This window comes from Streptomyces sp. NBC_01276, from assembly GCF_041435355.1.
GTDB lineage: Bacteria > Actinomycetota > Actinomycetes > Streptomycetales > Streptomycetaceae > Streptomyces.
Genome location: NZ_CP108442.1, coordinates 5,205,610 through 5,221,258, shown reverse-complemented (window position 1 = coordinate 5,221,258; position 15,649 = coordinate 5,205,610). Strand labels below are relative to the sequence as shown.

Annotated in this window: 13 protein-coding genes; 7 read left to right on the top strand and 6 right to left on the bottom strand. The window is 73.5% G+C overall.

Annotation, left to right across the window (positions count from 1 at the left end):
- Window positions 1-51 precede the first annotated feature (51 nt).
- From OG295_RS23380 to OG295_RS23365, 4 genes are all read left to right on the top strand, one after another.
- Window positions 52-756 (top strand): hypothetical protein, encoded by a 705-nt coding sequence (locus OG295_RS23380; RefSeq protein WP_371678631.1) that lies wholly within the window; start codon window positions 52-54, stop codon window positions 754-756.
- On the top strand, window positions 753-2,195 hold the full coding sequence (locus OG295_RS23375) for an ATP-binding protein (RefSeq protein WP_371678630.1): 1,443 nt from the start codon (window positions 753-755) through the stop codon (window positions 2,193-2,195). The genes OG295_RS23380 and OG295_RS23375 overlap by 4 nt, the downstream gene beginning before the upstream one ends.
- Before the next feature lie 177 nt (window positions 2,196-2,372).
- Window positions 2,373-2,915 (top strand): hypothetical protein, encoded by a 543-nt coding sequence (locus OG295_RS23370; protein WP_371678629.1) that lies wholly within the window; start codon window positions 2,373-2,375, stop codon window positions 2,913-2,915.
- Between the two features lie 149 nt (window positions 2,916-3,064).
- Window positions 3,065-3,733, top strand: coding sequence for a class F sortase (locus OG295_RS23365; protein ID WP_371678628.1), 669 nt, complete (start codon window positions 3,065-3,067; stop codon window positions 3,731-3,733).
- Between the two features lie 28 nt (window positions 3,734-3,761).
- Here OG295_RS23365 and OG295_RS23360 read toward each other — a convergent pair whose 3' ends face one another.
- From OG295_RS23360 to OG295_RS23350, 3 genes are all read right to left on the bottom strand, one after another.
- The gene (locus tag OG295_RS23360; RefSeq protein ID WP_371678627.1) at window positions 3,762-4,538 is read right to left on the bottom strand and encodes a sulfite exporter TauE/SafE family protein; all 777 of its coding nucleotides are present in this window, start codon (window positions 4,536-4,538) and stop codon (window positions 3,762-3,764) included.
- A gap of 37 nt (window positions 4,539-4,575) precedes the next feature.
- Window positions 4,576-4,860, bottom strand: coding sequence for a hypothetical protein (locus OG295_RS23355; protein ID WP_371678626.1), 285 nt, complete (start codon window positions 4,858-4,860; stop codon window positions 4,576-4,578).
- Window positions 4,861-4,974: 114 nt separating this feature from the next.
- Window positions 4,975-6,270 (bottom strand): ferric reductase-like transmembrane domain-containing protein, encoded by a 1,296-nt coding sequence (locus OG295_RS23350; RefSeq protein WP_371678625.1) that lies wholly within the window; start codon window positions 6,268-6,270, stop codon window positions 4,975-4,977.
- Between the two features lie 157 nt (window positions 6,271-6,427).
- Between OG295_RS23350 and OG295_RS23345 the strand changes: the two genes are divergently transcribed.
- The 3 genes from OG295_RS23345 to nirD are packed head-to-tail and all read left to right on the top strand — an operon-like array spanning window position 6,428 to window position 10,573.
- Window positions 6,428-7,717, top strand: coding sequence for an NAD(P)/FAD-dependent oxidoreductase (locus OG295_RS23345; protein ID WP_371678624.1), 1,290 nt, complete (start codon window positions 6,428-6,430; stop codon window positions 7,715-7,717).
- A 1-nt stretch (window position 7,718) separates the two neighbouring features.
- A complete protein-coding gene (gene nirB, locus OG295_RS23340) occupies window positions 7,719-10,244 on the top strand; it encodes a nitrite reductase large subunit NirB (RefSeq protein ID WP_371678623.1) in 2,526 nt (841 codons plus the stop codon).
- Window positions 10,241-10,573: a nitrite reductase small subunit NirD gene (gene nirD, locus OG295_RS23335; protein ID WP_266838905.1), complete on the top strand. Its 333-nt coding sequence runs from the start codon at window positions 10,241-10,243 to the stop codon at window positions 10,571-10,573. The genes nirB and nirD overlap by 4 nt, the downstream gene beginning before the upstream one ends.
- Window positions 10,574-10,579: 6 nt before the next feature.
- Here nirD and OG295_RS23330 read toward each other — a convergent pair whose 3' ends face one another.
- From OG295_RS23330 to ppdK, 3 genes are all read right to left on the bottom strand, one after another.
- Window positions 10,580-10,984 (bottom strand): VOC family protein, encoded by a 405-nt coding sequence (locus tag OG295_RS23330; protein ID WP_266838906.1) that lies wholly within the window; start codon window positions 10,982-10,984, stop codon window positions 10,580-10,582.
- A gap of 139 nt (window positions 10,985-11,123) precedes the next feature.
- Window positions 11,124-12,152 carry an ArsR/SmtB family transcription factor gene (locus OG295_RS23325; protein WP_371678621.1) on the bottom strand — a complete coding sequence of 343 codons (1,029 nt, stop codon included), beginning with the start codon at window positions 12,150-12,152 and terminating at the stop codon, window positions 11,124-11,126.
- A gap of 423 nt (window positions 12,153-12,575) precedes the next feature.
- Window positions 12,576-15,284: a pyruvate, phosphate dikinase gene (ppdK, locus tag OG295_RS23320; protein ID WP_266838908.1), complete on the bottom strand. Its 2,709-nt coding sequence runs from the start codon at window positions 15,282-15,284 to the stop codon at window positions 12,576-12,578.
- Window positions 15,285-15,649 lie beyond the last annotated feature (365 nt).

Below are 15,649 nucleotides of genomic sequence, written 5' to 3'. Positions count from 1 at the left end.
CCGACTACGGTCGGAAGCCGCCCCCCTCCCCACCCCGACGGTTCCCTCCCCATGACGCGATCACCCCGCCGCACCACCGCCGCCCTGCTGCTGTCCGCCACCGCGCTGGCCCTGGGCGGGTGCGCCGCACCCGGCGGACTGGCCGTCGGCGAGCCCGTCGCTGCCGTCTCCCTCCAGCCGCTGCCGCGGACGCTCTGGCCGGCCTGGGCCGACGACTCGCCCAGGGCCGCGGGGGTCGAGACGGGGACCCGGCAGCCGCCCCCGACGCCGCTGGCGGGCGCGCCCGAGGTGGGTCCTGAGGGCCTCGCGGCGGTGAACGAGCTGGACGTCGTACGGGCGGACAAGCGGATGAAGCCGTTCTTGGGCAAGGGGAGGATCGACGCTCCCGGGCGGGCCGGGGTCCGCCCGGCCGTCCACCTCGACGTGACCGGGGACGGGAAGCAGGACCTCCTCGTCGCCACCGACACCGAGAGCGGGCGGACCGCCCTCAGCGTCTACACCGCCCGGGGCGAGCGGATCGTCCCCATCCTCTTCACCGTCGGGCGGCGGATGGCCGTCGAGTCCCTGGGCCCGGACCTGCTGGTCCGGATCGCCGCCGACGACGGATCCGAGCAGGCCGTCCGCTACCGCTGGGACGGCGAACGGATGACGGTGGTCAGCGACGAACGGCACTTCAACACGTCCTGCCCGAGCCGCGGCCCCGGGTCCCCCGGTCCCTCGGAACGCGCCGGCACGGACGGGCCGGCCCCGCGGTGAGGGTCCTGCCGGCCCGCGGCCGGCGGCCGCTGCGGGCCCTGGGACTGCGCTGGAAGATCGCCGTGCTGCTGGCCGTCGGCTGCTCGCTGGTCGCGGTCACCATCGGCGTCCTGATCCACCAGGCACGGGTGCGCCAGGTGGCCGACGCGGCCCGCAAGAGCGCCACCGAGCAGCTGGTCCGCGTACGGCAGGTCTACGAACTCACCGGCCGGCTCGACTTCGACAAGGTCGGGGAGGCCCACGCCCGGATCGACTGCCCCGGCATGCCGGCGCCGCTGCGCGAGGCCGCCCTGGCCGGACGGCGGAGCACCTATCTCGACCTGTCCGGACCGCACCCGGCGGTGTGGGCGGCGCGGCCGGTGGGCGGCGGCCGGGTGCTGACGGTGCGGCAGGCGCTCACCGCCGAGCAGGCCGAACTGGCGGAGCTGGACGGGCAGCTGATCGCGTCCGGGACCGGCGTGGTGGCGCTCTCCGCGGTGGGCGGGGCGCTGCTGGCCAGCCGGCTCAGCAAGGACCTGCGGTCGGCCGCGGAGACGGCCCGGCGGATCAGCGCGGGCGACCTGGACGCGCGGATCGGGGCCTCGGGGGTCCCGGGGAGCCGCGACGAGGTCGCCGAGCTGTCCTCGGCGGTCGACACGATGGCGGCGAGCCTGCAGCAGCGACTGGAGGCCGAGCAGCGGTTCACGGCGGACGTGGCGCACGAACTGCGCACCCCGCTGACGGGGCTGCACACGGCGGCCGAGCTGCTGCCTCCCGGACGGCCGACGGAGCTGGTGCGCGACCGGGTGGGAGCGCTGCGCACGCTGACGGAGGACCTGCTGGAGGTGGCCCGGCTCGACGCGAACCGGGAGGAGGCGCAGCTGGAGGAGCACCGGCTGGGGCCGCTGGTCGCCTCGATCACGCGGCGCTCGGGCGTGAGCGCACGGCTGTCGGGCACGGAGGACGTACGGGCCGGCGCGGCGGGCGGCGGGCCGGACGGGCGGCCGGACGGCGGGCCCGACGAGCGGCGGAACTGCGCGCCCGACGAGCGGCCGGCCGGGTGTGCGCGGGACCGGACGTACGGCCGCACGGACGAGGGGACGGGCCGCCGGACGGACGGCCGTGCGGGCGCCGGCGCGCTGGTGCGGACGGACGCCCGGCGCCTGGAGCGGATCCTGACGAACCTGCTGCTCAACGCCCGTCGGCACGGGGCCGGCCCGATCACGGTGACGGTGTCCGGGGCCTCGGTGACCGTACGGGACCACGGGCCGGGCTTCCCCGAGAGCCTGCTGCGGGAGGGCCCGCAGCGGTTCAAGACGGGTGCGGCGGAGCGCGGCCAGGGCACGGGGCTCGGCCTGACCATCGCCTTCGGCCAGGCCCAGGTGATCGGCGCCGCCGTGACCCTGTCGAACCCGGACCCCTCGGGCGCGGCAGCCACGGTGACCCTTCCGCGGGCCTGAGGAAGGGGCCCGTCACCCGGACGGGGTGGGGGCACCCTGATGCCCTTCCAGGGGGTCTGACGTGCACGGATCCCGTCCCGCGGGTCACCTCGCGCGAAATCTGACGATGCTTCAGCAGGCGCGCGCCGGACCGGCCGGTTTTCCTCGGAACACGACCCCGTGTCCCCAGGAGTACCCATGCGCCGCAGCACCGCCCACGTGCTCACCGCCACCGCGCTGACCGCCGTCGCCTTCGCCGGCCCGGTCGCCGGAGCGGTGGCCGCCGCGGACCTCGGCATGGCCGGATTCGCACCCGGGGACTTCGCCGTGCTGGAGGTCTGGCCGAAGTCCGCCACCCCGGGCGCCACGGTCACCGTGAACACCAAGGCCTGCGGCTCGGGCAGCCTCGCCGAGGGAGACGCCAGCACCGTCGGCGGAGGGCGTTTCAAGCTGGTCCCCGGCACGCACAAGGAAGTGGTCGAGGGACAGTTCCGGGTCGACCACGGCCTCCGGCCGGGCACCTACGGCATCGGCGCGACCTGCGCGAACGGCAAGTTCGCCACCGGTGACCTGGTCGTCACCGAGCACGGCCCGCAGGGCCACGTGCACACCGGGGTGGGCGGTGGCACGACCACCACCACCGACCCCGCCAAGATCACGGCGGGAGCGGTCGCCCTGGCCGCGGCCGCCGTCGGCGGTACCTGGCTCCTGCGTCGCCGGGCGAGCGGCACGCGGAGCTGACGGGCGCCCACCGCGGCCCCGGCCGCGGTCCGACCGGTACCGCCCCCCGTCGCCCGCCCCGCGAGGTCCCCCCCGTTCGCGGGGCCGGGCGACGGCCAGTCCTCCGAACGGCAACCCACGGAACGGAACGGCACGACGAGGGGGTAGGCATGCACGGCGGCTTCCGGCGCCCGCGCGGGCGCCTCGCGGCCGGCCGGGGTCCGACCGGACGGCGCGGTCCCGCCGGGCTGGTCGCGGTCGCCGCCTGCATCGGCATCTGGCTCGTGACCAGCGGCTCCCGTGAGCCCGTCGGGCCCCCGCTGCCCTCCCCCGCCGAGGCGCTGAGCACGCAGGACCGCTACCCGGGGGCCATCGCCCCGCTCACCGGCTCCCCGCCCACCCGGATCCGGATCCCGTCCATCCGCGTCGACGCCCCGCTGACCGGGCTCGGCCTCGACCGCGACGGCGGTCTCGAAGTGCCCCCGCCGACCCGCCGCGACCTCGCGGGCTGGTACCGGGACGGGACCACTCCCGGCGCGACGGGCACGGCCCTCATCGCGGGCCACGTCGACGACGCCAGCGGCCCGGCCGTCTTCTACCACCTGGGCGCGCTGCGCCGGGGAGCCGTGATCGAGGTCGCCCGCGCGGACGGACGCACGGCCGTCTTCACGGTCCACGCGGTCGAGGTCTACGACGCCAAGGCGTTCCCGGACGCGCGCGTCTACGGCCCCTCGCCGCGCGCGGAGCTGCGGGTGATCACCTGCGGCGGCGATTTCTCGCCGCGCACCGGCTACCAGGGCAACGTGGTGGTCTTCGCGCACCTCACCGGGACGTACTGACCCCCGCCGGCCACCCCGGTCACCCCGGTCACCCCCACTGTTCGAGACCCAGCTTGATCACCAGCGCGCCCACCACCGTCAGCAGGACGCCGCGGACGAAACCGCTGCCCTTCTTGAGCGCCATCCCGGCGCCGATCATCCCCCCGGCCAGGTTGAAGACCGCCATCAGGGCGGCCAGCTGCCACAGCACCATCCCCTGGTACGCGAACATCGCGAGCGCCCCCGCGTTGGTGCACACATTGACGATCTTGGCGGTGGCGGAGGCGGTGACCAGGTCGAGGTGGAGCAGGGCGGTGAGGGCCAGCACCAGGAAGGTGCCGGTACCGGGCCCGATGAGGCCGTCGTAGAAGCCGATGCCCAGGCCGGCCAGGCCGATCGCGAGCAGCACCCGCTGCCGGGAGACGGGCGCGGCGGAGGGGGCGGCGCCGAAACCGGGCTTGAAGATCACCACGGCGGCCACCACCACGAGCACCCCCATGATCAGCGGGCGCAGCGCGTCCTTGCTGATCCCGCCCGCGAGGGCCGCGCCTCCCATCGATCCCGCGAGGGCGGCCAGACCGATCCGGACGGCGAGCTTCACGTCGACCGGGGCCTTGCGCGCGTAGGTGACGGCCGCTCCGGTGGTGCCGACGATGGCCACCGCCTTGTTGGTGCCGAGCACGGTGGCGGGGTGGGCGTGCGGCAGGCCGAGCAGCAGGGCGGGCAGGAGCAGCAGTCCGCCGCCGCCCACCACCGCGTCGATCCAGCCGGCGGCGGCTGCGGCCACGCACAGCACGATGATCATGGTGATTGATATGTCAGGCACGGACCCGACCCTAGGGACAGGTTCCATGCACCATCCATCAATCCCGGGAAACTTGCGCAAAGGTTGAGCTTCGCCCGGCCGGCACCCGGTCCGGGGCCACCGGAGCAGCAGGTTCCACCCATGCCGTCAGCGCGGTCGCGGCCAGTACGCCGGCCAGCCCCAGCCCCGCCGCGAGCCGCCGCGCGGGCGGTACGCGGACCAGCCCGGCCGTCCCGGCCCGCAGGACGGAGTCCCGGCGCGGCTTGCGGTGCCGGGCGGCGGCGCGCGGCGCGGCGGCGTCCGGCGGGGACACGGGCACGGCGACGTGCAGGGGGTGGCGCATGGTGCGGGGGACCTCTCGGAAGCGGATCGAAGACGCGGGGCGGGCGGCCGGGGGAAGCCGGGTGGCGGGCAGCAAGGGCGAGCAAGGGGAAGCCGGGGGCCGTCCGCGGCCGGGTCAGAAGCTGAAGCACTCGCTGTGGACGCGCCCGGCCGGCACCCCCGCACGCAGCAGCGCCGCGCGTGTCGCCTCCGCCATCGCGGGCGGCCCGCACAGGTACACGTCGTGCTCCGCCAGGTCCGGGACGAGCGCGGTCAGCGCCCGCGGGGCCAGGGGGTCGTAGGGGCCGTCGGACGGTCCGAGCAGGTAGTGCAGCCCGGCCCGCCGCCCGGCCGCGATGGCCTCCAGCTCGTCCCGCAGCACGAGCTGCTCCTCGGCCCCGGCCCGGTAGAGCAGGGTGATGTCGCCCGGCCCGCCGGGCAGCGTCTCGAACAGGGCCCGCATCGGGGTGATCCCGACCCCGCCCGCGATCAGCAGCACCTTGGGCCGCGTCCGCCGGGCGGCGGTGAGCGCCCCGAACGGCCCCGTGGCGACGACCCGCGTACCGGGACGCAGCCGGCGGATCCGCCGCGAGTGCCCGCCGAGCCCCTTGACGGTGATCCGCAGGGTGGCGCCGCTGACCGGCGCGGACAGCGAGAAGGGCAGCGCCGTGTACCAGAGCCCCCGCCGCAGGAACCGCCAGCGCAGGAACTGTCCGGGCTCGGCCCGCAGCTCCGCGAGGTCCCGCCCGTGCACGACGACGGAGACCACCCCGGGGCCCTCCGCGCGCACCTCGGCGACGCGCAGCGCGTGCCGGAGGGCCTGCCGTACGGGCACCACGGCCCGGTACCAGACCAGCAACACGCCGACGAGGGCGTGGGCCAGGGCCCAGAACCAGGCGGCCACCGCCAGATCGGGCCCGGCGAGCTGGTGCCCGAAGGCCAGGGCGGCGGCGAGGTACACGACCAGGTGCACCCCGCGCCAGGTTTCGTGCGCGAGGCGGCGGCGTACGGCGCGGGCGGAGGTCGCCCCGACCGCGGCCAGGAGACCGGTCCCGGCCGCGGCGGCCGCGAGCGCGGGGTAGCCGAGCAGCCCCCGGCCGGCGGAGAGCACGTCCACCCCCTCGTGCACGGCGTAGCCGAGCAGGGCCAGGAGCCCGTGCCCGAAGCAGAGGAGGAGCACGTGGCGGCCGCCCAGCGCGTGCCAGCGGGCGAGCCGGTCGCCGCCGACGCCGTGCTCCACGGCGGGCACCCGGGCCATCAGGAACAGCAGCACGAGGATCCCGTACCCGGCGAGCAGCCCGGTCAGGTGCGCGGCGGTGGCGAAGAGCGCGTCGAGCCGGGCCGAGGGCCGCACCTGGGCGGCCCAGAGCAGGACCACCAGCCCCGCGCCGCCCAGCATCCCGCCCTTGACCCGCACCGCCACATCTCGCATGGCGCCCACGCTAAGGGCCTCCGCAGCCCTCCCGGTGGTCCTTAAGGGCGCCTTGAGGAAGGCCTCACCGGCCCTTAATCCGGGCGCTGAGGTCGGCGTTCCGCCCGGGTAACAGAGGTGATGCGGCAGGGAAACAGCGAGCCCGCACGCTCGTGCCATGACCTCGCAACAGCGTGTGGTGGTGATCGGCGGCGGCCTGGCGGGCCTGCGGCTCGCCGCGCGGCTGGGCCCGGCCGCGGAGGTGAGCGTCCTCGGCGAGGAGACCCACGCCCCCTACAACCGGGTCCTGCTCGCCGAGGTCCTGGCGGGCCGGTACGCCCCCGCGGTGACCGCCCTCCCGGACCCCGGTCCCGTGCTGCGCCGCGGGGTGCGGGCCGTGCGCGTCGACCGCGCCGAGCGGCGGGTGCACTGCGACGACGGCAGCGTGGAGACGTACGACACGCTGGTGCTGGCCACCGGCTCGAACCCGGTGCTGCCGCCGCTGCGCGGGCTGTTCACCCCGGGCGGGCGGGAACTCCCGGACGGGGTACACGCGTTCCGCACGATGGACGACTGCCTGGCCCTGGCCGCCGCCGTACGGCCGGACCTGCGCGCGGTGGTGATCGGCGGCGGGCTCCTGGGCGTCTCCGCCGCCCGCGCGCTGGCCGCCCGGGGCGCGCAGGTGGTCCTGGCGCAGCAGGCGGAGCGCCTGATGGAGCGCCAACTGGACGCGGACGCCTCCGCGCTGCTGCACGCACACCTGACCACCCTCGGCGTCGAGATCCACACGCGCTGCCGCGTCCGCGGCCTGACCACCGCCGCCACCACCGCCCCCGGCACCCCCGCCGCCCGGCCGGGCCACGCCGCCCGCCGGGTCACCGGAGTCGAACTCGCCGACGGCTACCGCCTCGACGCCGACCTCGTCGTGCTCGCCTGCGGCGTGCGCCCCCGTACCGGACTCGCCCGCGCCGCCGGGCTGGAGGTCCGCAAGGGCGTGGTGGTCGACGACCGGCTGCGCACCGGCGACCCCCGCGTCCACGCCATCGGGGACTGCGCCGAGCACGCCGGCCGGGTGTACGGCCTGGCGGGCCCCGCCCTGGAACAGGCCGACGCCCTGGCGGCGGTCCTGACGGGCGCGGACGCCACCGGCCGCGGGCCCGCCGGCGACCGCGCGGCCGGCTACACCGGGACCCGCGCCCTGACCCGCCTCACCCTGAGCGCCGCAGGCACCGGCCCCTTCGACCTCGCCGCCTTCGGCGAGCCGACCCCGCTCCCCGGCGACGACGTGGTCCGTCTCGCCGACGCCACCCGCCGCACCTACCGCAAGGTCGTCGTCCGCGGCGACCGGCTCGTCGGCGGGGTGCTGCTGGGCGAGCTCTCCACCGTGGGCGCCCTCGCCCGCAGCTGGGAGGGCGACGAATCACTGGACGACCTGTTCCACCTGCTCACCGACGACGGAGGCCACTGACATGACCGAGCCCCTGCCCGCGATCGTGCTGATCGGCCACGGCATGGTCGGCCAGCGCTACCTGGAGGCCCTCGCCGAACGCGGCGCCACCGCCACGCACCGGATCACCGTGCTCTGCGAGGAGCCCCGGCCCGCCTACGACCGCGTACACCTGACCTCGTACTTCTCCGGCAGCACCCCCGAGGACCTGTCCCTCGTCCCGGACGGGTTCATGGAGCGGCACGGCATCGCGCTGCACCTCGACGACCCCGCCGAGAGCATCGACCGGGACGCGCGCACCGTCACCTCGCGCTCCGGGCACGTGTTCCCGTACGACGTCCTGGTCCTGGCGACCGGCAGCTTCCCCTTCGTGCCGCCCGTCCCCGGCAAGGACGCCCCGGGCTGCTTCGTGTACCGCACGATCGAGGACCTCCTCGCGATCGAGGAGTACGCCAGGACGCGCACCGCCGGCGCCGTCGTCGGCGGCGGCCTGCTCGGCCTGGAGGCGGCCGGGGCGCTCAAGGGCCTCGGACTCGCCACCCGCGTCGTGGAGTTCGCGCCCCGGCTGATGCCCGTCCAGGTGGACGAGGGCGGTGGCGCCGCCCTGCTGCGGACCATCGAATCCATGGGACTGACCGTGCACACCGGCGTCGGCACCCAGGAGGTGCTGACGGGCGAGGACGGCGCGGTCACGGGGATGCGGCTCTCCGACGGCTCCACCGTCGACACGGAGCTCGTCGTCTTCTCCGCCGGGGTCCGTCCCCGCGACGGGCTCGCCCGCGACAGCGGCCTGGACGTCGGCGAACGCGGCGGGATCGCCGTCGACTCCCGCTGCCGCACCTCCGACCCGCGGATCTACGCCATCGGCGAGTGCGCCCTGGCCTGCGACGGCCGGGTGTACGGCCTGGTCGCACCGGGCTACGAAATGGCCGAGACGGCCGCCGAGGACCTGCTCGGGCGCGAACGGGAGTTCACCGGGGCCGACCTGTCCACCAAGCTGAAGCTGCTCGGCGTGGACGTGGCCTCCTTCGGCGACGCGCACGGCACCTCCCCCGACAGCCTGGACGTGGTCTGGTCCGACTCGCGCAGCGGCGTCTACAAGAAGCTCGTCGTCTCCGCGGACGGGGTCCTGCTCGGCGGGGTGCTGGTCGGCGACGCCGACGCGTACGGGCTGCTGCGCCCGCTCACCGGCAGCGTCCCGCCCGTCGCCCCGGAGCAGCTGGTCCTGCCCGCCGGGCTCGGCCCCGCCACCCAGCTGGGCCCGGCCGCGCTCCCGGACACCGCGGTGATCTGCTCCTGCCACAACGTCACCAAGAAGGCGATCACCGCCTGCGCGACCCTGCCCGAGGTCAAGAAGTGCACCAAGGCCGGCACGGGCTGCGGCGGCTGCCTGAAGGTGATCGGCCAGCTGCTGCCGGCCGCCGCCGACAAGGGGCTGTGCGGCTGCTTCCCGTACACCCGCGCCGAGCTCTACGAGATCGTCCGCACCCGTCGCCTCACCTCGTACCGGGAGATCCTCGACGGTCACGGCCGCGAGGAGGCCCGGGGCGGGGAGGGCTGCGAGGTGTGCAAGCCGGCCGTCGGCTCGGTCATCGCCTCCCTCGCCCCCACCCTGGGCGCGAGCGGCTACGTCCTGGACGGGGAGCAGGCCGCCCTCCAGGACACCAACGACCACTTCCTCGCGAACCTGCAGCGCAACGGCTCCTACTCGGTCGTCCCGCGCATCCCCGGCGGGGAGATCACGCCGGACAAGCTGATCGTGATCGGCGAGGTGGCCCGCGACTTCGGCCTCTATACGAAGATCACCGGCGGCCAGCGCATCGACCTCTTCGGCGCGAGCGTGGACCAGCTCCCCCGCATCTGGGCGCGCCTGGTCGACGCAGGATTCGAATCCGGCCACGCCTACGGCAAGGCCCTGCGGACGGTGAAGTCCTGCGTGGGGCAGACCTGGTGCCGCTACGGGGTCCAGGACAGCGTCCGCATGGCCATCGACCTGGAGCTGCGCTACCGGGGCCTGCGCGCCCCGCACAAGCTGAAGTCGGCGGTCTCGGGCTGCACCCGCGAGTGCGCCGAGGCCCAGAGCAAGGACTTCGGGATCATCGCCACGGCGAACGGCTGGAACCTCTACGTCGGCGGCAACGGCGGGGCCGTCCCGCGCCACGCCGACCTCCTGGCGCAGGACCTGTCGGACGCCGAACTGGTCCGGCTCATCGACAGGTTCCTGATGTTCTACATCCGCACCGCGGACCGGCTGGAGCGCACGTCGACCTGGCTGGACCGGCTGGAGGGGGGCCTGGACCACCTGCGGGACGTGATCGTGCACGACTCGCTCGGACTGTGCGCGGAACTGGAGGCGCTGATGGCCGACCACGTCGCGCACTACCGCGACGAGTGGGCCGAGACCCTCCGGGACCCGGAGCGGATGCGCCGGTTCGTGTCCTTCGTCAACGCCCCCGGCGCCCCCGACCCGACCGTGAAGTTCGTGCCCGAACGCGACCAGGTCAAGCCCGACCTGGCCGTCCTGACCGTGGGAGGTCCCGTCCGATGAGCGTAGAACTGCGGGTGGCGGAAGGCTGGCTGACGGTGTGCGAGCTGTCCTCGCTCACCCCGGGGCGGGGGGTCGCCGCCCTGTTGCCGGACGGGAGCCAGGCCGCCGTGTTCCTCGACCGCGCCGGGCGCCCGTACGCGATCGGCAACCAGGACCCCTTCACCGGCGCGCACGTCCTGTCGCGCGGGCTCCTGGGGTGGGCGGCGGGCCGGCCGTTCGTGGCCTCGCCGCTGCTCAAGCAGCGCTTCGACCTGGAGTCGGGGCGCTGCCTGGACGACGAGGAGGTGGCGGTCCGGACGTATCCGGTGCGGACCGCCGCGGCCTCGTAGCGCAGGTCAGCCCTGGACCATCGAGGGGTCCATCCACATGATCTCCCAGGTGTGGCCGTCGAGGTCGTCGAAGGCCCGGCCGTACATGACGCCGTGGTCCTGGGCGGGCCGGGGCTCGGTGGCCCCGGCCGCCAGGGCCCCGTCGACCAGCGCGTCGACCGCGGTGCGGCTCTCGGCGCTCAGGCAGAGCAGCACCTCGGAGGTGGTGGTGGCGTCGGCGATGGCCTTGTGGGTGAAGTCCTTGTAGCGGGCCTCGGTGAGGAACATCGCGACGATGCTCTCGGTGATGGGCATGGACGCGCAGTTCTCGTCGGTGAACTGCGCGTTGAAGGAGTAACCGAGCGCGCTCCAGAAGGCCTTGGTCGCCTCCAGGTCCTTGACGGGCAGGTTGACGAAGATCATGGTGGCCATCTCGGTCTCTCTCTTCTCTCGTGTGGTGCTTTCGAGAGGTAGACCGTGGCCCCCCGGCGAACTCATCGCTCCGCGGGAAACTTTTTCGAAGTTTCTTTGCAGCGCCACGAAACCGCAGGTCAGAGCCGTGCGCACCGGATCAGGACACCACGGCGCCCCCCTTGAGGAGGGCCGCGCCCAGGGGGGTGACGGTGTGCAGGACGGCGTTGCCGTGGCGGAGGGTGGTCACCAGGCCGGCCTCGCGCATCACGCAGGCGTGCTGGCTCGCCGACGCCAGGGAGACCCCGGCCCGGCGGGCCAGTTCGCTGGTGGTGGCCCCGTCGCCGATGGCCCGCAGCACCACGGAACGCGTGTGGCCCACCAGCTTGCCCAGGGTCCGCTGACGCTGTTCCTCCGCGGGCCGGGCGGCCTCGCCGCCGGCCGTCGAGGAGGCCAGCTGGGCCGCGGCCGGGTAGACGAGCACGGGCGGCAGCTCCGGGTCGTGCAGGGTCACCGCCGTGCGCCGGCAGAAGAAGGACGGCTGGAGCAGCAGCCCGCGCCCCCGCAGCCGTACGTCCCGGTCCACCGGGTACTCGCACTCCAGCACCGGGGCCCGCCAGCGCAGCATCGGCGGCAGCGAGGCGAGCAGCTCGTCCGCGCCGCCGTCCAGCAGCGCCCGGCCGCGCGCCGCCCGCTCCGCCTCTATCTGGGCCTGGATGTGGGTCCAGTACGGCTCCACGGCCGCGCGGTGGTAGCCCCGCAGCTCGCCCAGGAGCCGGGGCAGGTGTTTGGTGCCGCCGTCGATGAACTCCCGCAGCCGGGCCGGCGCGGGGGTCCCGAAGGCCGCCCCGAAGCCCGTCCCGGCGCCCGCGCCCACGAGCGACAGCTCGCGCCGCAGCCGTTCGGGCCGGAGCGCGCGCAGGGCGTCTAGGCCCACGTCCCATCCGTACTGCCCCTCGGCGGGGGTCAGGAAATCCGGGAAATAGCCGCGCGCGGGTATGAGCGCACCCAGCAGCCTTGTTTCACCATTCAACCGGCTACGGGTTTCCGTACGCCATTCACCGAACAACCGGGCATCACGCCGGTCTCTTAAGCGGTGAAAACTCAGAATCGTTTCCCACAACGCATCGGGACGTCCTGCCATCCGTACGCGTGCCAGGTCCACTCCAGTGAAATGGATACGAAGCACCGAACCCCCAGCTGTGCAACCGCAATCCCCCCGCCCTATGAGTATGCATGCCGTCACACGTGGTCACCACGCCCTTTCGGCCACAGTTGAAACCCCTTTCGGCAGGGGCGTGACAAGCGAAATCCTGTACTCCGCCAGGCACACTCCGGTGCGACCGAAACGCTCCGTGAAGGCCGTGGGGGGCTTTGCGGGGCCTGGCGGTCGGTCGCACAGGGAAGCGCCGACGTGCCTGGCGGATAGGCGGCAGGCGGTGGACGGGTGGGGATCCGTCCACCGCCTGGCGCCGTAAAGACTTCGTTGAATATGCGGCGATACCCGGCTTCGCCGCCGCCTTCGAAATGAAGGCGCGCCTGCCCCCGGAGGTCAGGCAACCGGGGACAGGCGCGGTCAGGGGGGAGCGGCCACGGCCGCTCCCGGCGGGGCTCAGCGGCTGTCGGAGCCCTTCGCCTCGGCGGCCGCACGGCCGGCCTCCAGGCGCGCCACCGGGATCCGGAAGGGCGAGCAGGAGACGTAGTCGAGGCCCACCTCGTGGAAGAAGTGCACCGACTCCGGGTCGCCGCCGTGCTCACCGCAGACGCCGAGCTTGAGGTCGGGACGGGTGGCCCGGCCCTGCTCGACCGCGTGGCGCACGAGCGAGCCGACGCCGTCCTTGTCGATGGTCTCGAAGGGCGAGACCCCGAAGATGCCCTTCTCCAGGTAGGCGGTGAAGAAGCTGGCCTCGACGTCGTCCCGGGAGAAGCCCCACACCGTCTGGGTCAGGTCGTTCGTGCCGAAGGAGAAGAACTGCGCGGCCTCGGCGATCTGGCCGGCGGTCAGGGCGGCGCGCGGCAGCTCGATCATCGTGCCGATCGAGAGCTTGAGGCTGGTGCCGGTGGCGGCCTCGACCTCTGCGATGACCCCGTCGGCCTCGTCGCGGACGATCTCCAGCTCCTGGACGGTGCCCACGAGCGGGATCATGATCTCGACGCGCGGGTCGCCCTTGGCGTTCTTGCGCTCGGCCGCGGCCTCGGCGATCGCCCGGACCTGCATGGCGAACAGACCGGGGATGACCAGGCCGAGGCGGACGCCGCGCAGACCCAGCATCGGGTTCTGCTCGTGCAGCTTGTGCACGGCCTGGAGCAGGCGCAGGTCGTTCTCGTTGGCGTCCTTGCGGGACTCGGCGAGGGCGACGCGGACCGACAGCTCGGTGATGTCGGGCAGGAACTCGTGCAGCGGCGGGTCGAGCAGCCGGACGGTGACGGGCAGGCCGTCCATCGCCTCGAACAGCTCGGTGAAGTCCTTCTTCTGCAGCGGCAGCAGGGCCGACAGGGCGCCCTCGCGCTCCTCGTCGGTGTCCGCGAGGATCAGGCGCTCGACCATCTCGCGGCGCTCGCCGAGGAACATGTGCTCGGTGCGGCACAGGCCGATGCCCTGGGCGCCGAAGCGGCGGGCGCGCAGCGCGTCCTCGGCGTTGTCGGCGTTGGCGCGCACCCGCAGGCGGCGCACGCGGTCCGCGTAGGCCATGATCCGGTGCACGGCGGCGACCAGCTCGTCGGCGTCGTCGGCGCCGGCGTGCATGCGGCCCTCGAAGTACTCGACGACCGGGGACGGTACGACGGGTACCTCACCGAGGTAGACCTTGCCGGTGGAGCCGTCGATGGAGACGACGTCGCCCTCTTCGATGACCGTCTCGCCGACCGTCATCCGGCGGCGCTTGGTGTCGACGTCGAGCTCCTCGGCGCCGCAGACGCAGGTCTTGCCCATGCCGCGGGCGACGACGGCGGCGTGCGAGGTCTTGCCGCCGCGCGAGGTCAGGATGCCCTCGGAGGCGATCATGCCGTCGAGGTCGTCGGGGTTGGTCTCGCGGCGGATCAGGATGACCTTCTCGCCGGAACGGGACCACTTGACGGCCGTGTACGAGTCGAAGACGGCCTTGCCGACCGCCGCACCCGGGGAGGCGGCGATACCGCGGCCCAGCAGGGTGGTCTTCGCGTCCTCGTCGAAGCGCGGGAACATCAGCTGGGCCAGCTGGTGGCCGGTGACGCGCTGCAGCGCCTCGGCCTCGTCGATCAGGCCCTGGTCCACGAGCTGGGTGGCGATGCGGAACGCGGCGCCGGCGGTGCGCTTGCCGACACGGGTCTGGAGCATCCACAGCTGACCGCGCTCGATGGTGAACTCGATGTCGCAGAGGTCCTTGTAGTGGGTCTCCAGCTTCGTCATGATCGCCATGAGCTGGTCGTACGAGGCCTTGTCGATGGCCTCCAGGTCCGCGAGCGGAACGGTGTTGCGGATGCCCGCGACGACGTCCTCGCCCTGGGCGTTCTGCAGGTAGTCGCCGTAGACGCCCGCGTGGCCGCTGGCCGGGTCACGGGTGAAGGCGACGCCGGTGCCGGAGTCGGGGCCGAGGTTGCCGAAGACCATCGAGCAGATGTTGACCGCGGTGCCCAGGTCGCTCGGGATGCGCTCCTGGCGGCGGTAGAGCTTGGCGCGGTCGGTGTTCCAGGAGTTGAAGACGGCCTCGACGGCGAGGTCGAGCTGCTCGCGGGCGTCCTGCGGGAACTCGCGGCCGGCCTCCTTCGAGACGATCTTCTTGAAGGCCTTGACCAGCTTCTTGAGGTCGGCGGCGTCGAGGTCGGTGTCGACGGTGACCTTCTTGGCGGCCTTGGCCTCGTCGAGGGCGTCCTCGAAGAGCTCGCCCTCGACGCCGAGGACGGTCTTGCCGAACATCTGGATGAGACGGCGGTACGAGTCCCACGCGAAGCGCTCGTTGCCCGCCTGGGCGGCGAGGCCGGTGACGGACTCGTCGGAGAGGCCGATGTTGAGGACCGTGTCCATCATGCCCGGCATGGAGAACTTGGCTCCGGAGCGGACGGAGACCAGCAGCGGGTCGTCCGACTGACCGAGCTTCTTGCCCATCTTCGCCTCGAGGGCGGCGAGGTGCGCGCCGACCTCGTCGCGCAGCTCGGCCGGGGCCGAGCCGCTCTCCAGGTAGACCTTGCAGGCCTCGGTGGTGATGGTGAAGCCGGGGGGCACGGGGAGACCAAGGTTGGTCATCTCGGCGAGGTTGGCTCCCTTGCCGCCGAGAAGGTCCTTGAGGTCCCGGTTGCCCTCGGTGAAGTCGTAGACGAACTTCTGATCTTTGTTTTCCGACACGGGTCTCGACTCCTCGAGGACTCGGGTGGCTGCCCTGACGGCCAGGAACATACCCAGATCGAAGGCTTCTGGGTACGTCCACTTGGCCGTCATGCGGCTGTAACCACCCGTGCGCCACCACATCGAAAGTAACTCACGGGTAAGGAAAACCGGCCCGCAGCATTCAGAACCCGAAGGGAGAGGGGGGTTTTGAGGCCTGATCACGCTCGGATGAGCGATCATCGATACATTTGCGTTCAAGTCTTGAACGCACAAAGGGTGGCACCCAGTGCCACCCTTTGAAAGTCTTACCCGTGACTTATGTGCTCATCTGAGCGAAACCCCTCCCATGCGTGGCGTATATCACGCCGCACGGAGGGCGATTT

Coding starts and splice junctions, on each gene's coding strand:
- OG295_RS23380 (WP_371678631.1), top strand. CDS start 52: ATGACGCGATCACCCCGCCGCACCACCGCCGCCCTGCTGCTGTCCGCC.
- OG295_RS23370 (WP_371678629.1), top strand. CDS start 2,373: ATGCGCCGCAGCACCGCCCACGTGCTCACCGCCACCGCGCTGACCGCC.
- OG295_RS23355 (WP_371678626.1), bottom strand. CDS start 4,860: ATGCGCCACCCCCTGCACGTCGCCGTGCCCGTGTCCCCGCCGGACGCC.
- nirB (WP_371678623.1), top strand. CDS start 7,719: ATGACCGAGCCCCTGCCCGCGATCGTGCTGATCGGCCACGGCATGGTC.
- OG295_RS23365 (WP_371678628.1), top strand. CDS start 3,065: ATGCACGGCGGCTTCCGGCGCCCGCGCGGGCGCCTCGCGGCCGGCCGG.
- OG295_RS23350 (WP_371678625.1), bottom strand. CDS start 6,270: ATGCGAGATGTGGCGGTGCGGGTCAAGGGCGGGATGCTGGGCGGCGCG.
- OG295_RS23345 (WP_371678624.1), top strand. CDS start 6,428: ATGACCTCGCAACAGCGTGTGGTGGTGATCGGCGGCGGCCTGGCGGGC.
- nirD (WP_266838905.1), top strand. CDS start 10,241: ATGAGCGTAGAACTGCGGGTGGCGGAAGGCTGGCTGACGGTGTGCGAG.
- OG295_RS23330 (WP_266838906.1), bottom strand. CDS start 10,984: ATGGCCACCATGATCTTCGTCAACCTGCCCGTCAAGGACCTGGAGGCG.